This window comes from Streptomyces sp. NPDC028419 (assembly GCF_055565515.1).
In genome coordinates this window covers 1-11,913 of the sequence record NZ_JBVHUE010000053.1, presented here as the reverse complement: position 1 = coordinate 11,913, position 11,913 = coordinate 1, and the positions used below count along the sequence as shown (strand labels likewise).

Annotated in this window: 14 protein-coding genes and 1 pseudogene; 10 read left to right on the top strand and 5 right to left on the bottom strand. The window is 68.9% G+C overall.

What is annotated here, in order from left to right; all coding sequences use genetic code 11:
* Positions 1–5 precede the first annotated feature (5 nt).
* Genes ACZ4UB_RS36945 through ACZ4UB_RS36935 form a run of 3 tightly spaced genes read right to left on the bottom strand, consistent with a single transcriptional unit; the run spans position 6 to position 1,224 of the window.
* Complete coding sequence (locus ACZ4UB_RS36945) at positions 6–653, bottom strand: hypothetical protein (protein WP_468077262.1); 648 nt, start codon at positions 651–653, stop codon at positions 6–8.
* Positions 650–1,036 (bottom strand): WhiB family transcriptional regulator, encoded by a 387-nt coding sequence (locus tag ACZ4UB_RS36940; RefSeq protein WP_468077260.1) that lies wholly within the window; start codon positions 1,034–1,036, stop codon positions 650–652. The genes ACZ4UB_RS36945 and ACZ4UB_RS36940 overlap by 4 nt, the downstream gene beginning before the upstream one ends.
* A 14-nt stretch (positions 1,037–1,050) precedes the next feature.
* Complete coding sequence (locus ACZ4UB_RS36935; RefSeq protein ID WP_468077258.1) at positions 1,051–1,224, bottom strand: hypothetical protein; 174 nt, start codon at positions 1,222–1,224, stop codon at positions 1,051–1,053.
* A gap of 300 nt (positions 1,225–1,524) precedes the next feature.
* Here ACZ4UB_RS36935 and ACZ4UB_RS36930 point away from each other — a divergent pair, with 300 nt between their 5' ends.
* The 3 genes from ACZ4UB_RS36930 to ACZ4UB_RS36920 all read left to right on the top strand — a co-directional run bounded on the left by ACZ4UB_RS36930 (position 1,525) and on the right by ACZ4UB_RS36920 (position 4,944).
* On the top strand, positions 1,525–2,271 hold the full coding sequence (locus ACZ4UB_RS36930; protein WP_468077256.1) for a GntR family transcriptional regulator: 747 nt from the start codon (positions 1,525–1,527) through the stop codon (positions 2,269–2,271).
* 64 nt (positions 2,272–2,335) lie between these two features.
* A complete protein-coding gene (locus ACZ4UB_RS36925; RefSeq protein WP_468077254.1) occupies positions 2,336–2,650 on the top strand; it encodes a helix-turn-helix domain-containing protein in 315 nt (104 codons plus the stop codon).
* 422 nt (positions 2,651–3,072) lie between these two features.
* Positions 3,073–4,944 (top strand): hypothetical protein, encoded by a 1,872-nt coding sequence (locus tag ACZ4UB_RS36920; protein ID WP_468077252.1) that lies wholly within the window; start codon positions 3,073–3,075, stop codon positions 4,942–4,944.
* A 261-nt stretch (positions 4,945–5,205) separates the two neighbouring features.
* Here the strand turns inward: ACZ4UB_RS36920 and ACZ4UB_RS36915 are convergent, their stop codons facing one another.
* The gene (locus ACZ4UB_RS36915) at positions 5,206–5,406 is read right to left on the bottom strand and encodes a hypothetical protein (RefSeq protein WP_468077250.1); all 201 of its coding nucleotides are present in this window, start codon (positions 5,404–5,406) and stop codon (positions 5,206–5,208) included.
* A gap of 215 nt (positions 5,407–5,621) precedes the next feature.
* Between ACZ4UB_RS36915 and tpg the strand changes: the two are divergent.
* The 3 genes and pseudogenes from tpg to ACZ4UB_RS36900 all read left to right on the top strand — a co-directional run.
* A pseudogene (gene tpg, locus ACZ4UB_RS36910) lies at positions 5,622–6,071 on the top strand (telomere-protecting terminal protein Tpg); the annotation flags it as partial.
* Between the two features lie 82 nt (positions 6,072–6,153).
* Positions 6,154–6,393 (top strand): hypothetical protein, encoded by a 240-nt coding sequence (locus ACZ4UB_RS36905; RefSeq protein WP_468077248.1) that lies wholly within the window; start codon positions 6,154–6,156, stop codon positions 6,391–6,393.
* Between the two features lie 441 nt (positions 6,394–6,834).
* On the top strand, positions 6,835–7,038 hold the full coding sequence (locus tag ACZ4UB_RS36900) for a hypothetical protein (RefSeq protein WP_468077246.1): 204 nt from the start codon (positions 6,835–6,837) through the stop codon (positions 7,036–7,038).
* 533 nt (positions 7,039–7,571) lie between these two features.
* Here the strand turns inward: ACZ4UB_RS36900 and ACZ4UB_RS36895 are convergent.
* Positions 7,572–7,724 (bottom strand): hypothetical protein, encoded by a 153-nt coding sequence (locus tag ACZ4UB_RS36895; RefSeq protein ID WP_468077244.1) that lies wholly within the window; start codon positions 7,722–7,724, stop codon positions 7,572–7,574.
* A gap of 220 nt (positions 7,725–7,944) precedes the next feature.
* Here ACZ4UB_RS36895 and ACZ4UB_RS36890 point away from each other — a divergent pair, with 220 nt between their 5' ends.
* The 4 genes from ACZ4UB_RS36890 (at position 7,945) to ACZ4UB_RS36875 (ending at position 11,203) form a co-directional block, all read left to right on the top strand.
* Positions 7,945–9,246, top strand: a complete 1,302-nt coding sequence (locus ACZ4UB_RS36890; protein WP_468077242.1) for a hypothetical protein — start codon at positions 7,945–7,947, stop codon at positions 9,244–9,246.
* A 614-nt stretch (positions 9,247–9,860) separates the two neighbouring features.
* Positions 9,861–10,061, top strand: coding sequence for a hypothetical protein (locus ACZ4UB_RS36885; RefSeq protein WP_468077240.1), 201 nt, complete (start codon positions 9,861–9,863; stop codon positions 10,059–10,061).
* A 531-nt stretch (positions 10,062–10,592) separates the two neighbouring features.
* Complete coding sequence (locus ACZ4UB_RS36880) at positions 10,593–10,853, top strand: hypothetical protein (protein WP_468077238.1); 261 nt, start codon at positions 10,593–10,595, stop codon at positions 10,851–10,853.
* Complete coding sequence (locus ACZ4UB_RS36875) at positions 10,850–11,203, top strand: hypothetical protein (RefSeq protein WP_468077236.1); 354 nt, start codon at positions 10,850–10,852, stop codon at positions 11,201–11,203. Before ACZ4UB_RS36880 ends, ACZ4UB_RS36875 begins: the two co-directional genes overlap by 4 nt.
* Positions 11,204–11,913 lie beyond the last annotated feature (710 nt).

Here is an 11,913-nt window from a genome sequence, read left to right as displayed (position 1 = left end):
ACTCCTCAGTGGTGGAAGGGGGAGAGGCCGAACAGCGGGCCGAGGCCGGACACGACGGCCAGCGCGGACGCGAACGGGATACGGACGATCACGGCGATCAGCAGACCCACGCCGCGCACGTCGGACAGGCGCAGCGCACCCCGGCCCCGAACCCGCCAGTCCAGGACCCATGAGGCGCCCAGGACCGCGTACGCCACCGGCCGGGGCGGCACGGTCAGTGCCTGCACCGCGCCGAACGCGAACCCGAGGGAGGCCGAGGCGGCCGTCAGCAGCACCCACCGCCGGAACCGGCGGGCACGCTCGGAGTGGTGGACGCGGTACAGGGCGGTGTCATGGTGGTGCTGCTCGCGCTGCTCCTGACGGTGGCGGATCCGCCGCTGTACCCGCGTCTCCCCCTCCTCCTCGAAACGCCGTTCACGTTCCAGGTGGAGGCGGTGGCGGCGCTCCTCAGGGGTCTCGGCCATGACCGCGCCGAGCCTGTCCGCGAACGCGGCCATGTCCGCACGAGTGAAGTACGGCGACTCCTCCACGACCTCGGCCTCGGCCGCCGGAACGACCTCGGCCCCGACCATGCCCGCGTTCGTGTCCGTGTCCGTGCCCCGGTTGATCATCTTCCGGCGGGCCGTGGCCCGTTCCCAGGACGTGGCGCTCATGACTGCGCCCCGTTCCGCGGCCGCCGGCCGAACACCTTCGCGTGCAGCGCCCGCCGGTCCCCCTGACGCAGCCCCCCGCGTACCCCGACCACCTTCGACGGGGTGGAGGAGTCGAGCAGGTCCCGCTCCAGGCACCAGTCACGAACCGGGCAGCCGTCGCAGTACGCCAACGCCTTGCGCTCCGCCTCGGAGGGCACGACCGTGCCGGTCGTCGTCTCCCACGGCTCCGGGTAGAACACCTTCGGGGACACGCCCACGCAGGCCGCACCGCCCGACCGCTCCCGACGCACCGCCGGAGCGGGCGCCAGGTCGGCGCACTCCCACAACCGGTCCAGCCAGTCCACCGGCCGCGCCGCGGTCCAACCCGCCGGCAGCGGGGGCACCCCGCCCACCCGGCTCACAGCGCACCGCCCAGGCGGGCCACGAGCCATGCCCGAACCCGCAGTTCGTCCCCGCCCAGGGCCAGCGCCGCCGGCGCCGCCGAGGCCGGCACGATCAGCGCCGTGGTGCAGCACCGCGACGGGAGGACCGTCCGGGTCCGCACCACGGCGCAGCGCGCACCTCGCTGCATCCGCCACCTGCTCAATACCTCTGTCACCATCACCACGTCGGCGTCCTCTCAGAGGGACCACCCGACGGCGGACACGGGGTTGCCGCCCCGTGTCCGCCGCCCGGTTGGTGTGTCAGCACCAACCGGGCACCTGCTTTTGCAGGCGGGTACTTCAGACCAAGGCAAACCCGCGGTCGCGAACCACGACCGTTATTGCCTAGGCATTAATGAGAATGCCTAGGCGGATGCGTGTTGTCAATAACGACTAGGCGATAAGGTGGACAGGAAGCCCCGCCGGGGCCATCGAAGGAGGCGACTCACATGACCAGCTCGGGAGACATCTCCTCCAACCTCCGCCAGCGCATCCGCACGGGGGAGTGGCCCGTAGGCGGGAAGATCCCGACGAACGCCGAGCTCATGGCCATGTACGGCGTGTCGAAGGCGACCGTCACCAAGGCGATCTCGACGCTCGCCGACGAGGGACTTCTGTTCTCCTCGAAGCGCGCCGGTACGGTCGTACGCTCACAGGCTCGCGTTCAGATCCCTCTGAGTCGCTACGGGGCGGTTCTCGCACCTGGAGGCGCACGGGGCCCTTGGGAGTCGACAACGGCCGCACAAGGGCTCGACGGCCACATGGAGCTCGTCTCGGTTGAAAGGGTCCAGGCCGACGCCGAGACGGCGGCTCTCCTCAACCTGCCCGAGGGCGAAGAGCTGGTCTACCGCCTCCGCCACGCCTTGATTCGACCTGCCGACGTAGTTCAGTTGCAGCACGCCTGGTACCCGGCGGCCCTGGCCGAACAAGCCGGCCTCGACGGCACGGAAAAGATCACGGGCGGCGTGTACGGGGCCTTGACAGCCGCTGGCCACCGCCCGGCATCCGCTACCGAGACGGTCAGCGCCAGGATGCCCACCGAGGACGAGGCCACTCAACTCCGGGTCGGCGGCCGCGTCGCCGTGCTCACTCTCACCCGCCTCACGCTCGACGCCGCCGGGAGGCCCCTTGAGGTCCTTCGCGCCGTCGCCCCCGCAGACCGCCTCCACCTCTCTTACGACAACCTTCCCCTGTAGTGGACCGACTCAACGAACGGCGCGACACGCAGGAAGAACACCGCACTATGGCCATCAGGAAGGTATGTTTCGCCTATCTATATGTGGGGGTGAAGAAGTGACGGCCGTTCATGACCCGGTAGCAGCGGTCCAAGAGCTGCTACAGACCCACGCTGTGCTACCGCCCGCAGCCGTGCGCGCCAAGCTTCGCCGCACGGCCGGCCTAACCCAACAGCAGGTTGCCGAAGTCGTTGGCGTGCAGCCTCTGGCCGTCCTGCGGTGGGAGTCGGGTGCCGTGGAACCTCGGCCTGGAGCGAAGCGCACCGCGTACATCCAACTGCTCCATGGGCTAGCCCAGAGATACCCCGACGCAGCCACGACCTCCTCCGGAGGTCCGTAGAAACGCTGAAGGCCGCCCCTGCGCCAACAGGAACGGCCTCAATACAGCTCGACTCGCCCGCCTCTCACAGCTACGAGTCGTGTCCGGTGAGGTGACCTCGCCGGGGGTGATACCCGTGGGCCCATAGGCCCTCGCGGTCACCAATACCCCAGGATAGGGGTCCCCTCACTCAGGGGCCACCATCTCCTGGCCCCTGTCTGGTCACATTCTCTGTCCACGACTCCCCATCTCAGGGGAGATCATCCCGTGCATGAACAGCGCTTTTATCCATATCGCGCCAGCACAGACGCTGGTCGTCCGCAAGGCAGCAAGATCGTTATCTTGTGCGTGAAATCCGCTCGCTCTCTGCCGGGGGTGGGGGAGTGAAGCGCCGCCCGTCCAGCTCGCACCGTCCCGGTGTCTCGCGGGCGGGTGGGGTGGGGATGCGCTTCGGCATGTTCGCCGTGTGCGTGTCCGCCGACCCGGACCCTCTTCTGAATGAGGGGCCGCCCACGTTCGCGCTGTACTGCCGGTTGATCGGGTTCGCGGACGCGGGGTCGCGGGACACCGGCCAGGGGCACCCGTACCGGTCCGTTCTCGCGTCCTCTCTGTCCTGCTCGAAGCAGACCGTGGACCGGGCCACCAACCGACTTGAGCTGGAAATCGGCCTCATCACCGTCGAGCGGCGGAAGCTGCCGGGGGAGACGGACGAGAACGACGCGAACCGCTACCTCTTGCACGATTCGTGGCTGATCAACGGCTTCCCGGCGCCCGCCGGAACCCCGCCGCAGTTGGTGGCTCGCTACGGGCACACCGTCGGCGGGTTCGACGTGGACGAGTGGCTGGCCGAGCACGCCCCGGACTTCGACCGGTCCGTGTGGCAGGCCGCTTACGACGACCGGCTTGCCGGCCAGCTGGCGAAGGAGTCCGAGCAGCGCCGCAAGGAGCGCGCTCGCCGGAAGCCGCGGAAGGGACAGTCCCCTGACCAGGAGGAACAGCTCCCTGAGGGGGGTGGCGTCAAAAATGACGCTACCCCCGAGGACGAGGCGCCCCGGGGGGGTGGCGTCAAATTTGACGCCACCGGTGGCGTCAAATTTGACGCGTCGGGTGGCGTCACTGGTGACGCGCTTCTTCTAGAGCCTGTTGTTCTAGAGCCTCTTTTCCAGACGTGCACCGGTGGTGACGGCCGTAGGCCATCTACCGGTGGCTTCGCGAGTGCGGGCACAACCTTGGGCGCGGGTGGTGAAGACCAGCCCGCCACGGGCGGCTCCGCCGCCGTCACCGAGAAGTCCGCCGCCAAGGGGAAGGCCGATGAGCCGGTGCCGGCCGGGAAGCCGGCGCGGAAGCGGGTGGCCGCTCCCGGCACGAAGACGCAGGAGCCGCGGCCGGTCGCCGGCGACGTCGAGGTGTTCGCGTTGCTCGATGCCTTGGGGGTGCTGAAGTCCCCGGCGAGCCGGATCCCGCCGTTGCGGCGGGCGGTCCGGGAATTCCTCGGCGCCCAGGCTGACGCGCGGGAGACCGCTTTCCGGATGTACCCGCGGTCCGTCGAGCACGCGGTGACCCGGATCAACGCCGGATGGCACCGCGCCCAGGGCGCTGCTCGCTCGGCGCCGGGGTTCATCGGGTGCCCGCAGTGCACCGAGACCGGGTGCACCGGCCCACAGGAGAGGTGCCACCGGATCCGCAAGCCTCAGGCGTACCTGGCCGAGCTGCTGCTTGCCCAGGATTGCGAGCGCCCCGATTGCGAGCGCGGGGTAATCCTCCGCAGCAAGGAGGAGTGCGGTATCTGCGACGCCCGGGCGCAAGCCCGAGCCGCCGACCGGGAGGCCGAGCAGTGGCTGACCGAGGAGTCCGCCCGTCGTGGCCGCGCCGCAGCAAAGGCCGCAGCAGAGCGGCAGGCCGCCATTGACGCCGTCTACGACGAAGCCGTCGAGGCCGATCAGCGTCGGGACCGGATCCGCGCCGACAGGGCCGCCGAGGCCGAGGAGACTGCCCGCCTGCGCGAGCAGCTGGCCGCTGAGCACCCCGAGCTGGCCGCTGTGGCGGAGGTCCCCGAGCCTCGCGGCGCGGAAGGCTTCGTACGGGCCGCCAGCCGCGGCCGGGCTGTCGCCGAGGAGCAGCGCGTCCGCGCCCAGCTGGTTAGTGACGGCCTTGTGGGTACCGCTCTGGACACCGAGGTTCGCCGCAGGATGGCCGCGTGGAAGGCCGACCGGCGCCGGGAGGCCGAGGCCGCAGACCTGGAAGGCAGGGCCGCACGTCCCGTTGGGGCCTGGCCCACGGCTCACCACCAGCAACCCGCAGCAGCCCCGTTCTAGCCGCTGCACGCCCCTCCTGTGCGCCCCGCAGGCCCCCCGAGCACCCGATGAGTCGCGGAGCGCCTGAAAGGCGCTCAGAGGGCCGCCTGCGGCCTCGGGTTGCCTGTGGGTGCCTCGGGGAGGGCCTGCGGGTCTGCCGGGGGCGGCTAGGGTCGGGTCCAGCCCTCGCCGATATGGCGTGCGCGGGCAAGGCCCGGTGCCCGGGGGCAGTACCGCCGGGCTGCCCCAAGCAGACAGCCATCCTTGGCCAGTGACGTGCGGTCAGCGCGCGTCGGCCTCCGGACCCGCGCCGAGCCGGCGCCGGCCGGGGGAGCGGGGCGTGGCCGCGGCCGCGCCCCGCTCGGCACCCACTTGCGGCGCCTCGGCCGCCTCGGCGGCGAGACGAGCCCGGCGGCCAGCCGTGGGCTGCACTGGGGGAGTGGCGGGGCGCGGGCCAGTGCCCAGGACACGACGTTCGTTCATCCGCCCATTCTCCCAGTTCTGCCGAACATGCGGGCCCCGCATTCCGTTTGGGCGCACGCTGACTAATAACAGAGCTCGGGCAGGCAAACAAATTTCGACGGGAAATTACCAATGGATGGAATTCAGTAACCTTCGAGGATTCCCCGCCAATTCCGCCGATGGATAGAAAGTGAGCGAGCTCTTCAGGTAACCAACACCTAGCCCCCTCCTCCGCCAAAGGCACATCGCTGGTCGCGCAGTTGCTCGGGATCTCGCAGCAGACGGTGGAGCGGTACGTGAAGGACCAGATCCGCTCGCCCCGGCCGGAGCTGGTGGGCCGGATGGAGGCGGAGGTGCGGCGCCGGTGGCAGCCCCTGGTCCGCAAGCGTGCGCGGGAGAAGGCCGCGCGGCAGACCGGGTTGGTCATCGAGACCCGCGCGCGGTTCGGGTTCACCGCAGCGCCGGGCACGACCGATGACGGCCGGATGCGGCGGATCACCCAGCACCTGTCGCCCGCGCTCGCGGGCCGGCTGCTTGCAGCGCAGGACGCCGGCGCCTCCGAAGCCGCGCTCCAGGCCTTGGCCGCGGAAGGCCTCCAGGAGGCGTACTTCAAGGACGGCGGCGGCCGGGCCCAGGGGCTGCTGGTGGAGTTCACCGACATCGACTACATCGAGGTGAACCTCTGACTGCTCGTCCGTCGTGGAGCGCGAGGTTCATCAGGTCGAAGCTGTATCGCGAGGTACGACCAGGGACTCCCTGCATCACGACTTGGGCGGGCTGGCGTACACGCTGGACTGCAAGAACATCGACCTCGTGAACGTCGAGTTCTACAGCGACATGGTCGCGATGCTGCTCATGTTGCATTCGTCCTCGCCGAGATCGATGGCCAAGAAGTCGTTCCTGATCGACGACGAGGTCGCCGACGCCGACACCGGCAAGACGCTCAAGCTGGTCCAGGTCTTCGCCAAGGCAAGATCACCGAGATCTACAAGCAGTCCAACCCGGTAGTGGAGGGCGAGTACGTGCGCAAGAAGGCCGTGGCCCGTCTGGTAGTACGTGATTGACAGGTACGCGAACAGATCCGCTCTCACGTGCACTTTCCGCGGGGCTGTCGTCGTCGAACGCGGCACATCCCGCTGTCTCAGGTGGTCTTCCCTGCCACGAAGTTGTCCCAGGGCGTGCACAAGTTCGCCAGCTCCCAGGACGACTGTTTTGGCTGGTAGGGGCGCGGAGGGCGTCGGCTCGGATCCTGGAGGCAGGCCTACAAACCCCTACTGTTCGGGTTTCCTCTCGGATCGACGGGTTGGTGCCTCAGGTCATGTCGGTACGGCCCGATACTCTGGGTCCTGCCATTCGGGTGCGCTCGTGCAGCTTCTGGGTGGCCGGGTTTTGACGGACCGTCGCCCCGGCCATCCACTTGTTGCGCGGCGGTCCTGAATGGGGGTTCACATGCCGGCACACGACAAGCCGCCGTCCGACGATTCGGGGGACGAGGGCACGCCGTCTGTCCGGGGTGGGAACCACAGCACCGCTCGCGATGTACTGCTCGCCGGAGTGGTCCAGGCCCTGCTGGCTGGTCTCGCCGACGAGGCCGCGCACTGGTTCGTCCAGTTCGTGGCGTGGCTGTACGAGATGCTGGTCAGCCGCCTGTAAAACGCGACGCGCCCCCTGGTGGTAGGACACCAAGAGGCGCGAGGTGCGGTTTCACCCGCGGCGGTTCCTGTCCTCGCATCGATGCCGGGCAGGGACCGCCGTACTGCGTTACATCAGTCTGCCGCGCGCCACTGACAACGCCCGAGGGCATGATCATCATGCACGCGTGCAAGTTCCGCAGGCCCCCACTGTAGCGAGCTGTCGACACCTGGCGACACCTGTCGACACCTGGCGACACCTGTCGACACCTGTCGACACCGATGGACCTGGCCGTCCCAGCGGATGCGGCGCCAGCTGTGTTCAAGGTCGTGAAGTCCGTTCTGGGTGCTTTTGGGGTCTACCTTCCAGGGGCTGTTCTGCACGGTGGACGTGGCCAACGACCCTGTCGCCGTGCTCGACGCCTTCGTCGGCCGTGAGCTCCCGCGGGTGGACTTCCTGCTCCCGCACGCCACGTGGAAGGTCTGCATCGCCCATCAGGCTCTGTCGTGCCGGCCGGGGCCGGCCCACGGGGAGGGTGGGCCGGGCCGGGTCGGTCACTGGCTGGTTTCGTGGGTTTCCTCGTTCCGCTTGCGGAGTGCTGCGCGGATCTTCTTGGCTGTGTATCCGGTTCCGGTGAGGAGGAACGCGGCGACGATGTTGCCGAGGACGTCATGGCCGAGGAAGGCGTACAGCGTGGACAGGCTCATGTAGCTCTCTCCTTGGTCGCGGGGCCGATCGAATGAGGGAGAGCGTGGACCGGGGAACGCTGTCCAAGGAGATCTCTGGCGCGTTGGCCCTGGTCAGGTGGCCTCATGAGCTTGGTCAACGCTGGTCAGGGCTGGACAGAACGCTTCGGGGAGGGGTGCGGTGACGGGGCAGATCCACGGGAGGGTCGCGGGGGACGAGCTGGCTGGGTTCCTGAGAGCCTTGACCTGGAACGCTACGGTCCGGGAGTTGGCCGAGAGGTTCGGGAGGAGCAGTTCCAGCTGGGGCAACTACCGCAACGGCTCCCAGCTGATCCCGGCCGAGCTCCTAGGCCGTGTGGTGGTCCACTACAGCGCTCCCGGGCAGGACCGGAACGACAAGACGGCCCGCGCGCAGAAGTTGTGGGCGGCGGCGGCCGCCGAGCGCCGCGGGGACGTGGTGCGTCAGCACCAGCGGCGCGACGATGCGCTCCAGCAGGTCATCGAGCTCAAGGACAGGGTCTCGAAGGCGCAGAGCCAGATCGACGAGCTGCAGGTCATGTACGCGTACACCAAGAGCCGGCTGGAGAACACCGAGCTTCAACTGCGGCTCGGCAACGAGAGCGAGCGGGTCCGCATGGAGCGGCAGCTGGGGCAGGCACGAGAGCGCCTGGGCCGGGTACGCGTCCAACAGGAACGAGCTCGCCACCGCAGGATGACGGCGGAGGAGCTGCAGGAGTACTGGCTGGCCGAGGCCCTGCGCGCGGACGAGGAGATCCGCCGGCTGGAGGGCGAGGCACAGAACCTGGCGGTCATCCCGCCCCAGGCGGTCGAACCCGTACGCCGCGACGCCCCGGACGACAGCGAATTCGACGACCGCTTGGACCGCCTCGCCGCCGAAGGCCTCGAAGACGACGCACTCCTCGAAGAGGACCTCCGACGGGCCGCTCCCGCCGAGGAAGACGACACCGACGCCCTGCTCGTCGTCCAAGCCGTCCAAGCCGTCCAAGCCGTCCAAGACGGTGTCCAACCCTTGTCCAAAATCGTGTTGGACAAGGCACCCACCAGCAGCGATACCGAGCGTCAGGCCGCGCTGAACCGGGTGGCACGGACCCTCCACGCGGCCGGCCCGGCACGCCTGGCCACAGCTCTCTACGCGGCTGGCCCTGCCCGCCTCGTACCGGCCCAACGTGCAGCCACTACTCCCGAGGTGGGCCCCACCCCGCCGAAGCTGACGGCCTTCTCCGCGGCCATCGCTCTGCTCAGGGCCGTGCTCGGCCCCATGTGCCTGGCCTTCTGCGTGATGGGGTACTTGATCGCCCAGGACCAAGGTGTAGGTCCTCAGGGCGGCGGCGCCGGCGACAAAGTAAACGCCGTGATCGTGGCAACGCTCATCGGCCTCGGGCCCCTCTACTGGGGCGTGAGGCTCCTTGCAGCCCCGAAGGTCCCCGCACGCATTCTGGTACTCGCCTTCCACCTGGCCTGGATCCTCCTGATGATCTTCGACCTCTTCCCCTGGACCGCTCCCCACTACCCGAAGAAGTAGCGCGGTGATACGCCGCAGCACCCCGTGCTGCCCTCCGACCTGCCACGGCCGCGGCCGCTCCCCGAGAAGTGCCGGCTGCTTGCTGCGCAGCACGCCGGCGCCTCCGAAGCCGCCCCCCAGGCGCTGGCCGCCGAGGGCCTCCAGGAGGCGTACTTCAAGGACGGCGGCGGCCGGGCCCAAGGCTCCTGGTGGAGTTCACCGACATCGACTACGTGGACGTCCAGTTCTGAACGCATCCGCTATCGACACGGGATGCCGAAGTTGGTATCTACCGGACATCTTCGGCCTGCGCACAGCAAGGTCGCGTGAGATTGGTGTGGGTGGTGGAATACGTGCTGGTCAGGGCGTTGTGATCGGGGAAAGTTCATCCCGTTGGGGAGGTCAGTCCGCTCTCCCGGTTTGGGCCGCCATACGTCTCTGACCTGCTGGTTTACCGTCACCAGCCGTAGAAGCTGCGGGACTTGATTGCAGAGTCGATCGGGGGTCGCCCGCGAGGGTCGATACTCTGGTTCTCACTCGTTCGGGCGTGTGTGCAGCTCTCAGGGCGCCGGGTTCTTTTGGACTGCTGTGCCGGCGTTCTGGCTGCTGAACAGCGGTCCGGATGGGGGGCTCCCATGCCCGGTAAAGACGAAGCGTTCCCCGACGAGTCGGAGGACGTGGAGCCCAAGCCCCGGGGTGAGAGCCGCACCACCCGCAGCAAGCTCCTGCTCGTCGGCGTGATCTCGGCCTTCTTGGCCGGCCTCGCGGACGAGGCCGCGCACTGGTTCATCCAGTTCGTGGTGTGGCTGTACGCGTTCCTCGTCAGCCACCTGTAGAACGCGGCGCGCCTCCTGGTGGTCGAACACCAGGAGGCGCGAGATCCCGGCAGTGTTAGCGCACTGGCGGGTGGTGGTGCGAACTACACCGGGCGGTCTCTGTCCTGTCCTTCCCAGGCCGGGCAGAGGCCGCCTTCTTGCTGTGGCAACGACCGCTTCCCCACGCAGACACTGCCGGCGTTCGCCGAGGTCACCCCCGCGTATGCGGGGAGGAAGCCCGGTGAACAGGCGCCGGAAGTACTTCCGCGGGTCATCCCCGCGTACGCGGGGATGAGGGGTTGGGGCGTACGCCACACCTCTGCCACTGTAGCGAGTTGTCCAAGACCGTGGACGTGGAGACCATGATCGAGAAGGTGGAGGCCACCATCGAGAAGGTGGAGGCCACCATCGAGGACGTGGCCGTCATACCTGTGACGGAGGTCTAGCCCAGGTTCGCGGGCCGTCGTCGTAGGGCCAAAGACTGATCGTTCTTCTGGCCTGCCCTCGAAGAGCGCTGGAGTTCCCCGACATCGACTACCCCGAGGCGAACCTTTGACCGCCCGCCTCGGCGTACGCCGCAGCACGTGGGACCACGTGGTCCGCCTCGGGTGGGTACGCCACGCCCAGGAGGTGAAGGTGAAGTTCGGCGCGGCCCGCGGCGGCACGGTCTGGATCCCGCTCTACCGGTCCGGCGACATCCAGCGGTTGATCACCGACCACCCGGAGGTGGACTGGCCCGCGCTGCGCGCCCTGCCCAAGGGCCGGCGCTCCCCGCTCGCCTCCCTGCCCACGCCGGCCGAGGTCGGCCGGTGAGCAGCGAGTGGGAGTGGGGCCGCTACCGAGACATGGATGCCCACTTCGGCCCGGCGGTCGGAGCGGCGCTGGAAGCGGCCGCGCACACCCGGGTCCCGTACCTGGCGGTCGCGTACCTGATCCGCCCGGACACCGACCGAGGCGCCGGCCGCGGTCTGGTCCGGCTCAACGTGGTTGCGCTCCAAGACCGCTACATCATTCACACCGCCGAATACCTGGCGGACGAATTCGACGGCAGGCGAGCGTCAATTCAGCTCGGGCGGGAAGGATACGGGACGGTCCTTTGGGAAGAATGCGAAACCGACTGTTGGACCGCTCTAGCAATTCCAGAACAACCTGAACAGTGGTGAATTCACCGACGTAAGACAGCCACTAAATACATCTGATGGTGTGTCAGGTTGGTGGTGTGGGGTGGTGGGTGCCGGGGGTGGTTTCGCGGTGGGGTGTTCGGTTCCGGGGGTTGGCGAGCGCGGCTCGTTGTGGGGCGTTTGGCTGCGGGTGGGCCCGTGGGGTGTCTATGCTGGCCACAGGCCGGTACACGGCCGTCCAGGGGTGCTCTCGGGCTCGTCTGGACGGCGCAGCCGGCCGGCGCGTGCGGAAGGTCGACCACGAGGGTGCGGGGGAGGCGGGGCCCGATGGTGAACGCCCCCGCGCTCTGTCCTCCAGGGGCTGGCCCCTGGTTCCTCCAGTGGTACATGCTGCATCAGCCTGATGTAGCCCCTGGGGCACCCGCGGTGAATCCGGGATCACACACAGTGAGTAATCGGGATGCAGCCGACCCGACCCCCTCACCCTTGCTGGCAGCCGGCCCGGTCGGGGAGCGCAGCGACCGGACCGCACAGGCCGTGAAACGGCCTCACATGCCTTGCGCAGCAAGGCATGTGACGAGGGAGCGGACTCGGCCAGCTCCTGGAGCGAAGCGGAAGGAGCCGGCCGGCGCAGCCGGCCCGGGGGGGGGGGGGGGGGGGGGGGGGGGGGGGGGGGGGGGGGGGGGGGGGGGGGGGGGGGGGGGGGGGGGGGGGGAGGGGGGGAGGGGAGGGGGAGGGGGGAGGAGAGAGAG

Excerpts from the sequence above, each read along its gene's own strand:
- ACZ4UB_RS36900 (WP_468077246.1), top strand. The coding sequence starts at position 6,835 with ATGCCGGCACACGACAAGCCGCCGTCCGACGATTCGGGGGACGAGGGC.
- ACZ4UB_RS36920 (WP_468077252.1), top strand. The coding sequence starts at position 3,073 with ATGCGCTTCGGCATGTTCGCCGTGTGCGTGTCCGCCGACCCGGACCCT.
- ACZ4UB_RS36895 (WP_468077244.1), bottom strand. The coding sequence starts at position 7,724 with ATGAGCCTGTCCACGCTGTACGCCTTCCTCGGCCATGACGTCCTCGGC.
- ACZ4UB_RS36925 (WP_468077254.1), top strand. The coding sequence starts at position 2,336 with ATGTTTCGCCTATCTATATGTGGGGGTGAAGAAGTGACGGCCGTTCAT.
- ACZ4UB_RS36935 (WP_468077258.1), bottom strand. The coding sequence starts at position 1,224 with ATGCAGCGAGGTGCGCGCTGCGCCGTGGTGCGGACCCGGACGGTCCTC.
- ACZ4UB_RS36945 (WP_468077262.1), bottom strand. The coding sequence starts at position 653 with ATGAGCGCCACGTCCTGGGAACGGGCCACGGCCCGCCGGAAGATGATC.
- ACZ4UB_RS36885 (WP_468077240.1), top strand. The coding sequence starts at position 9,861 with ATGCCCGGTAAAGACGAAGCGTTCCCCGACGAGTCGGAGGACGTGGAG.
- ACZ4UB_RS36915 (WP_468077250.1), bottom strand. The coding sequence starts at position 5,406 with ATGAACGAACGTCGTGTCCTGGGCACTGGCCCGCGCCCCGCCACTCCC.
- ACZ4UB_RS36930 (WP_468077256.1), top strand. The coding sequence starts at position 1,525 with ATGACCAGCTCGGGAGACATCTCCTCCAACCTCCGCCAGCGCATCCGC.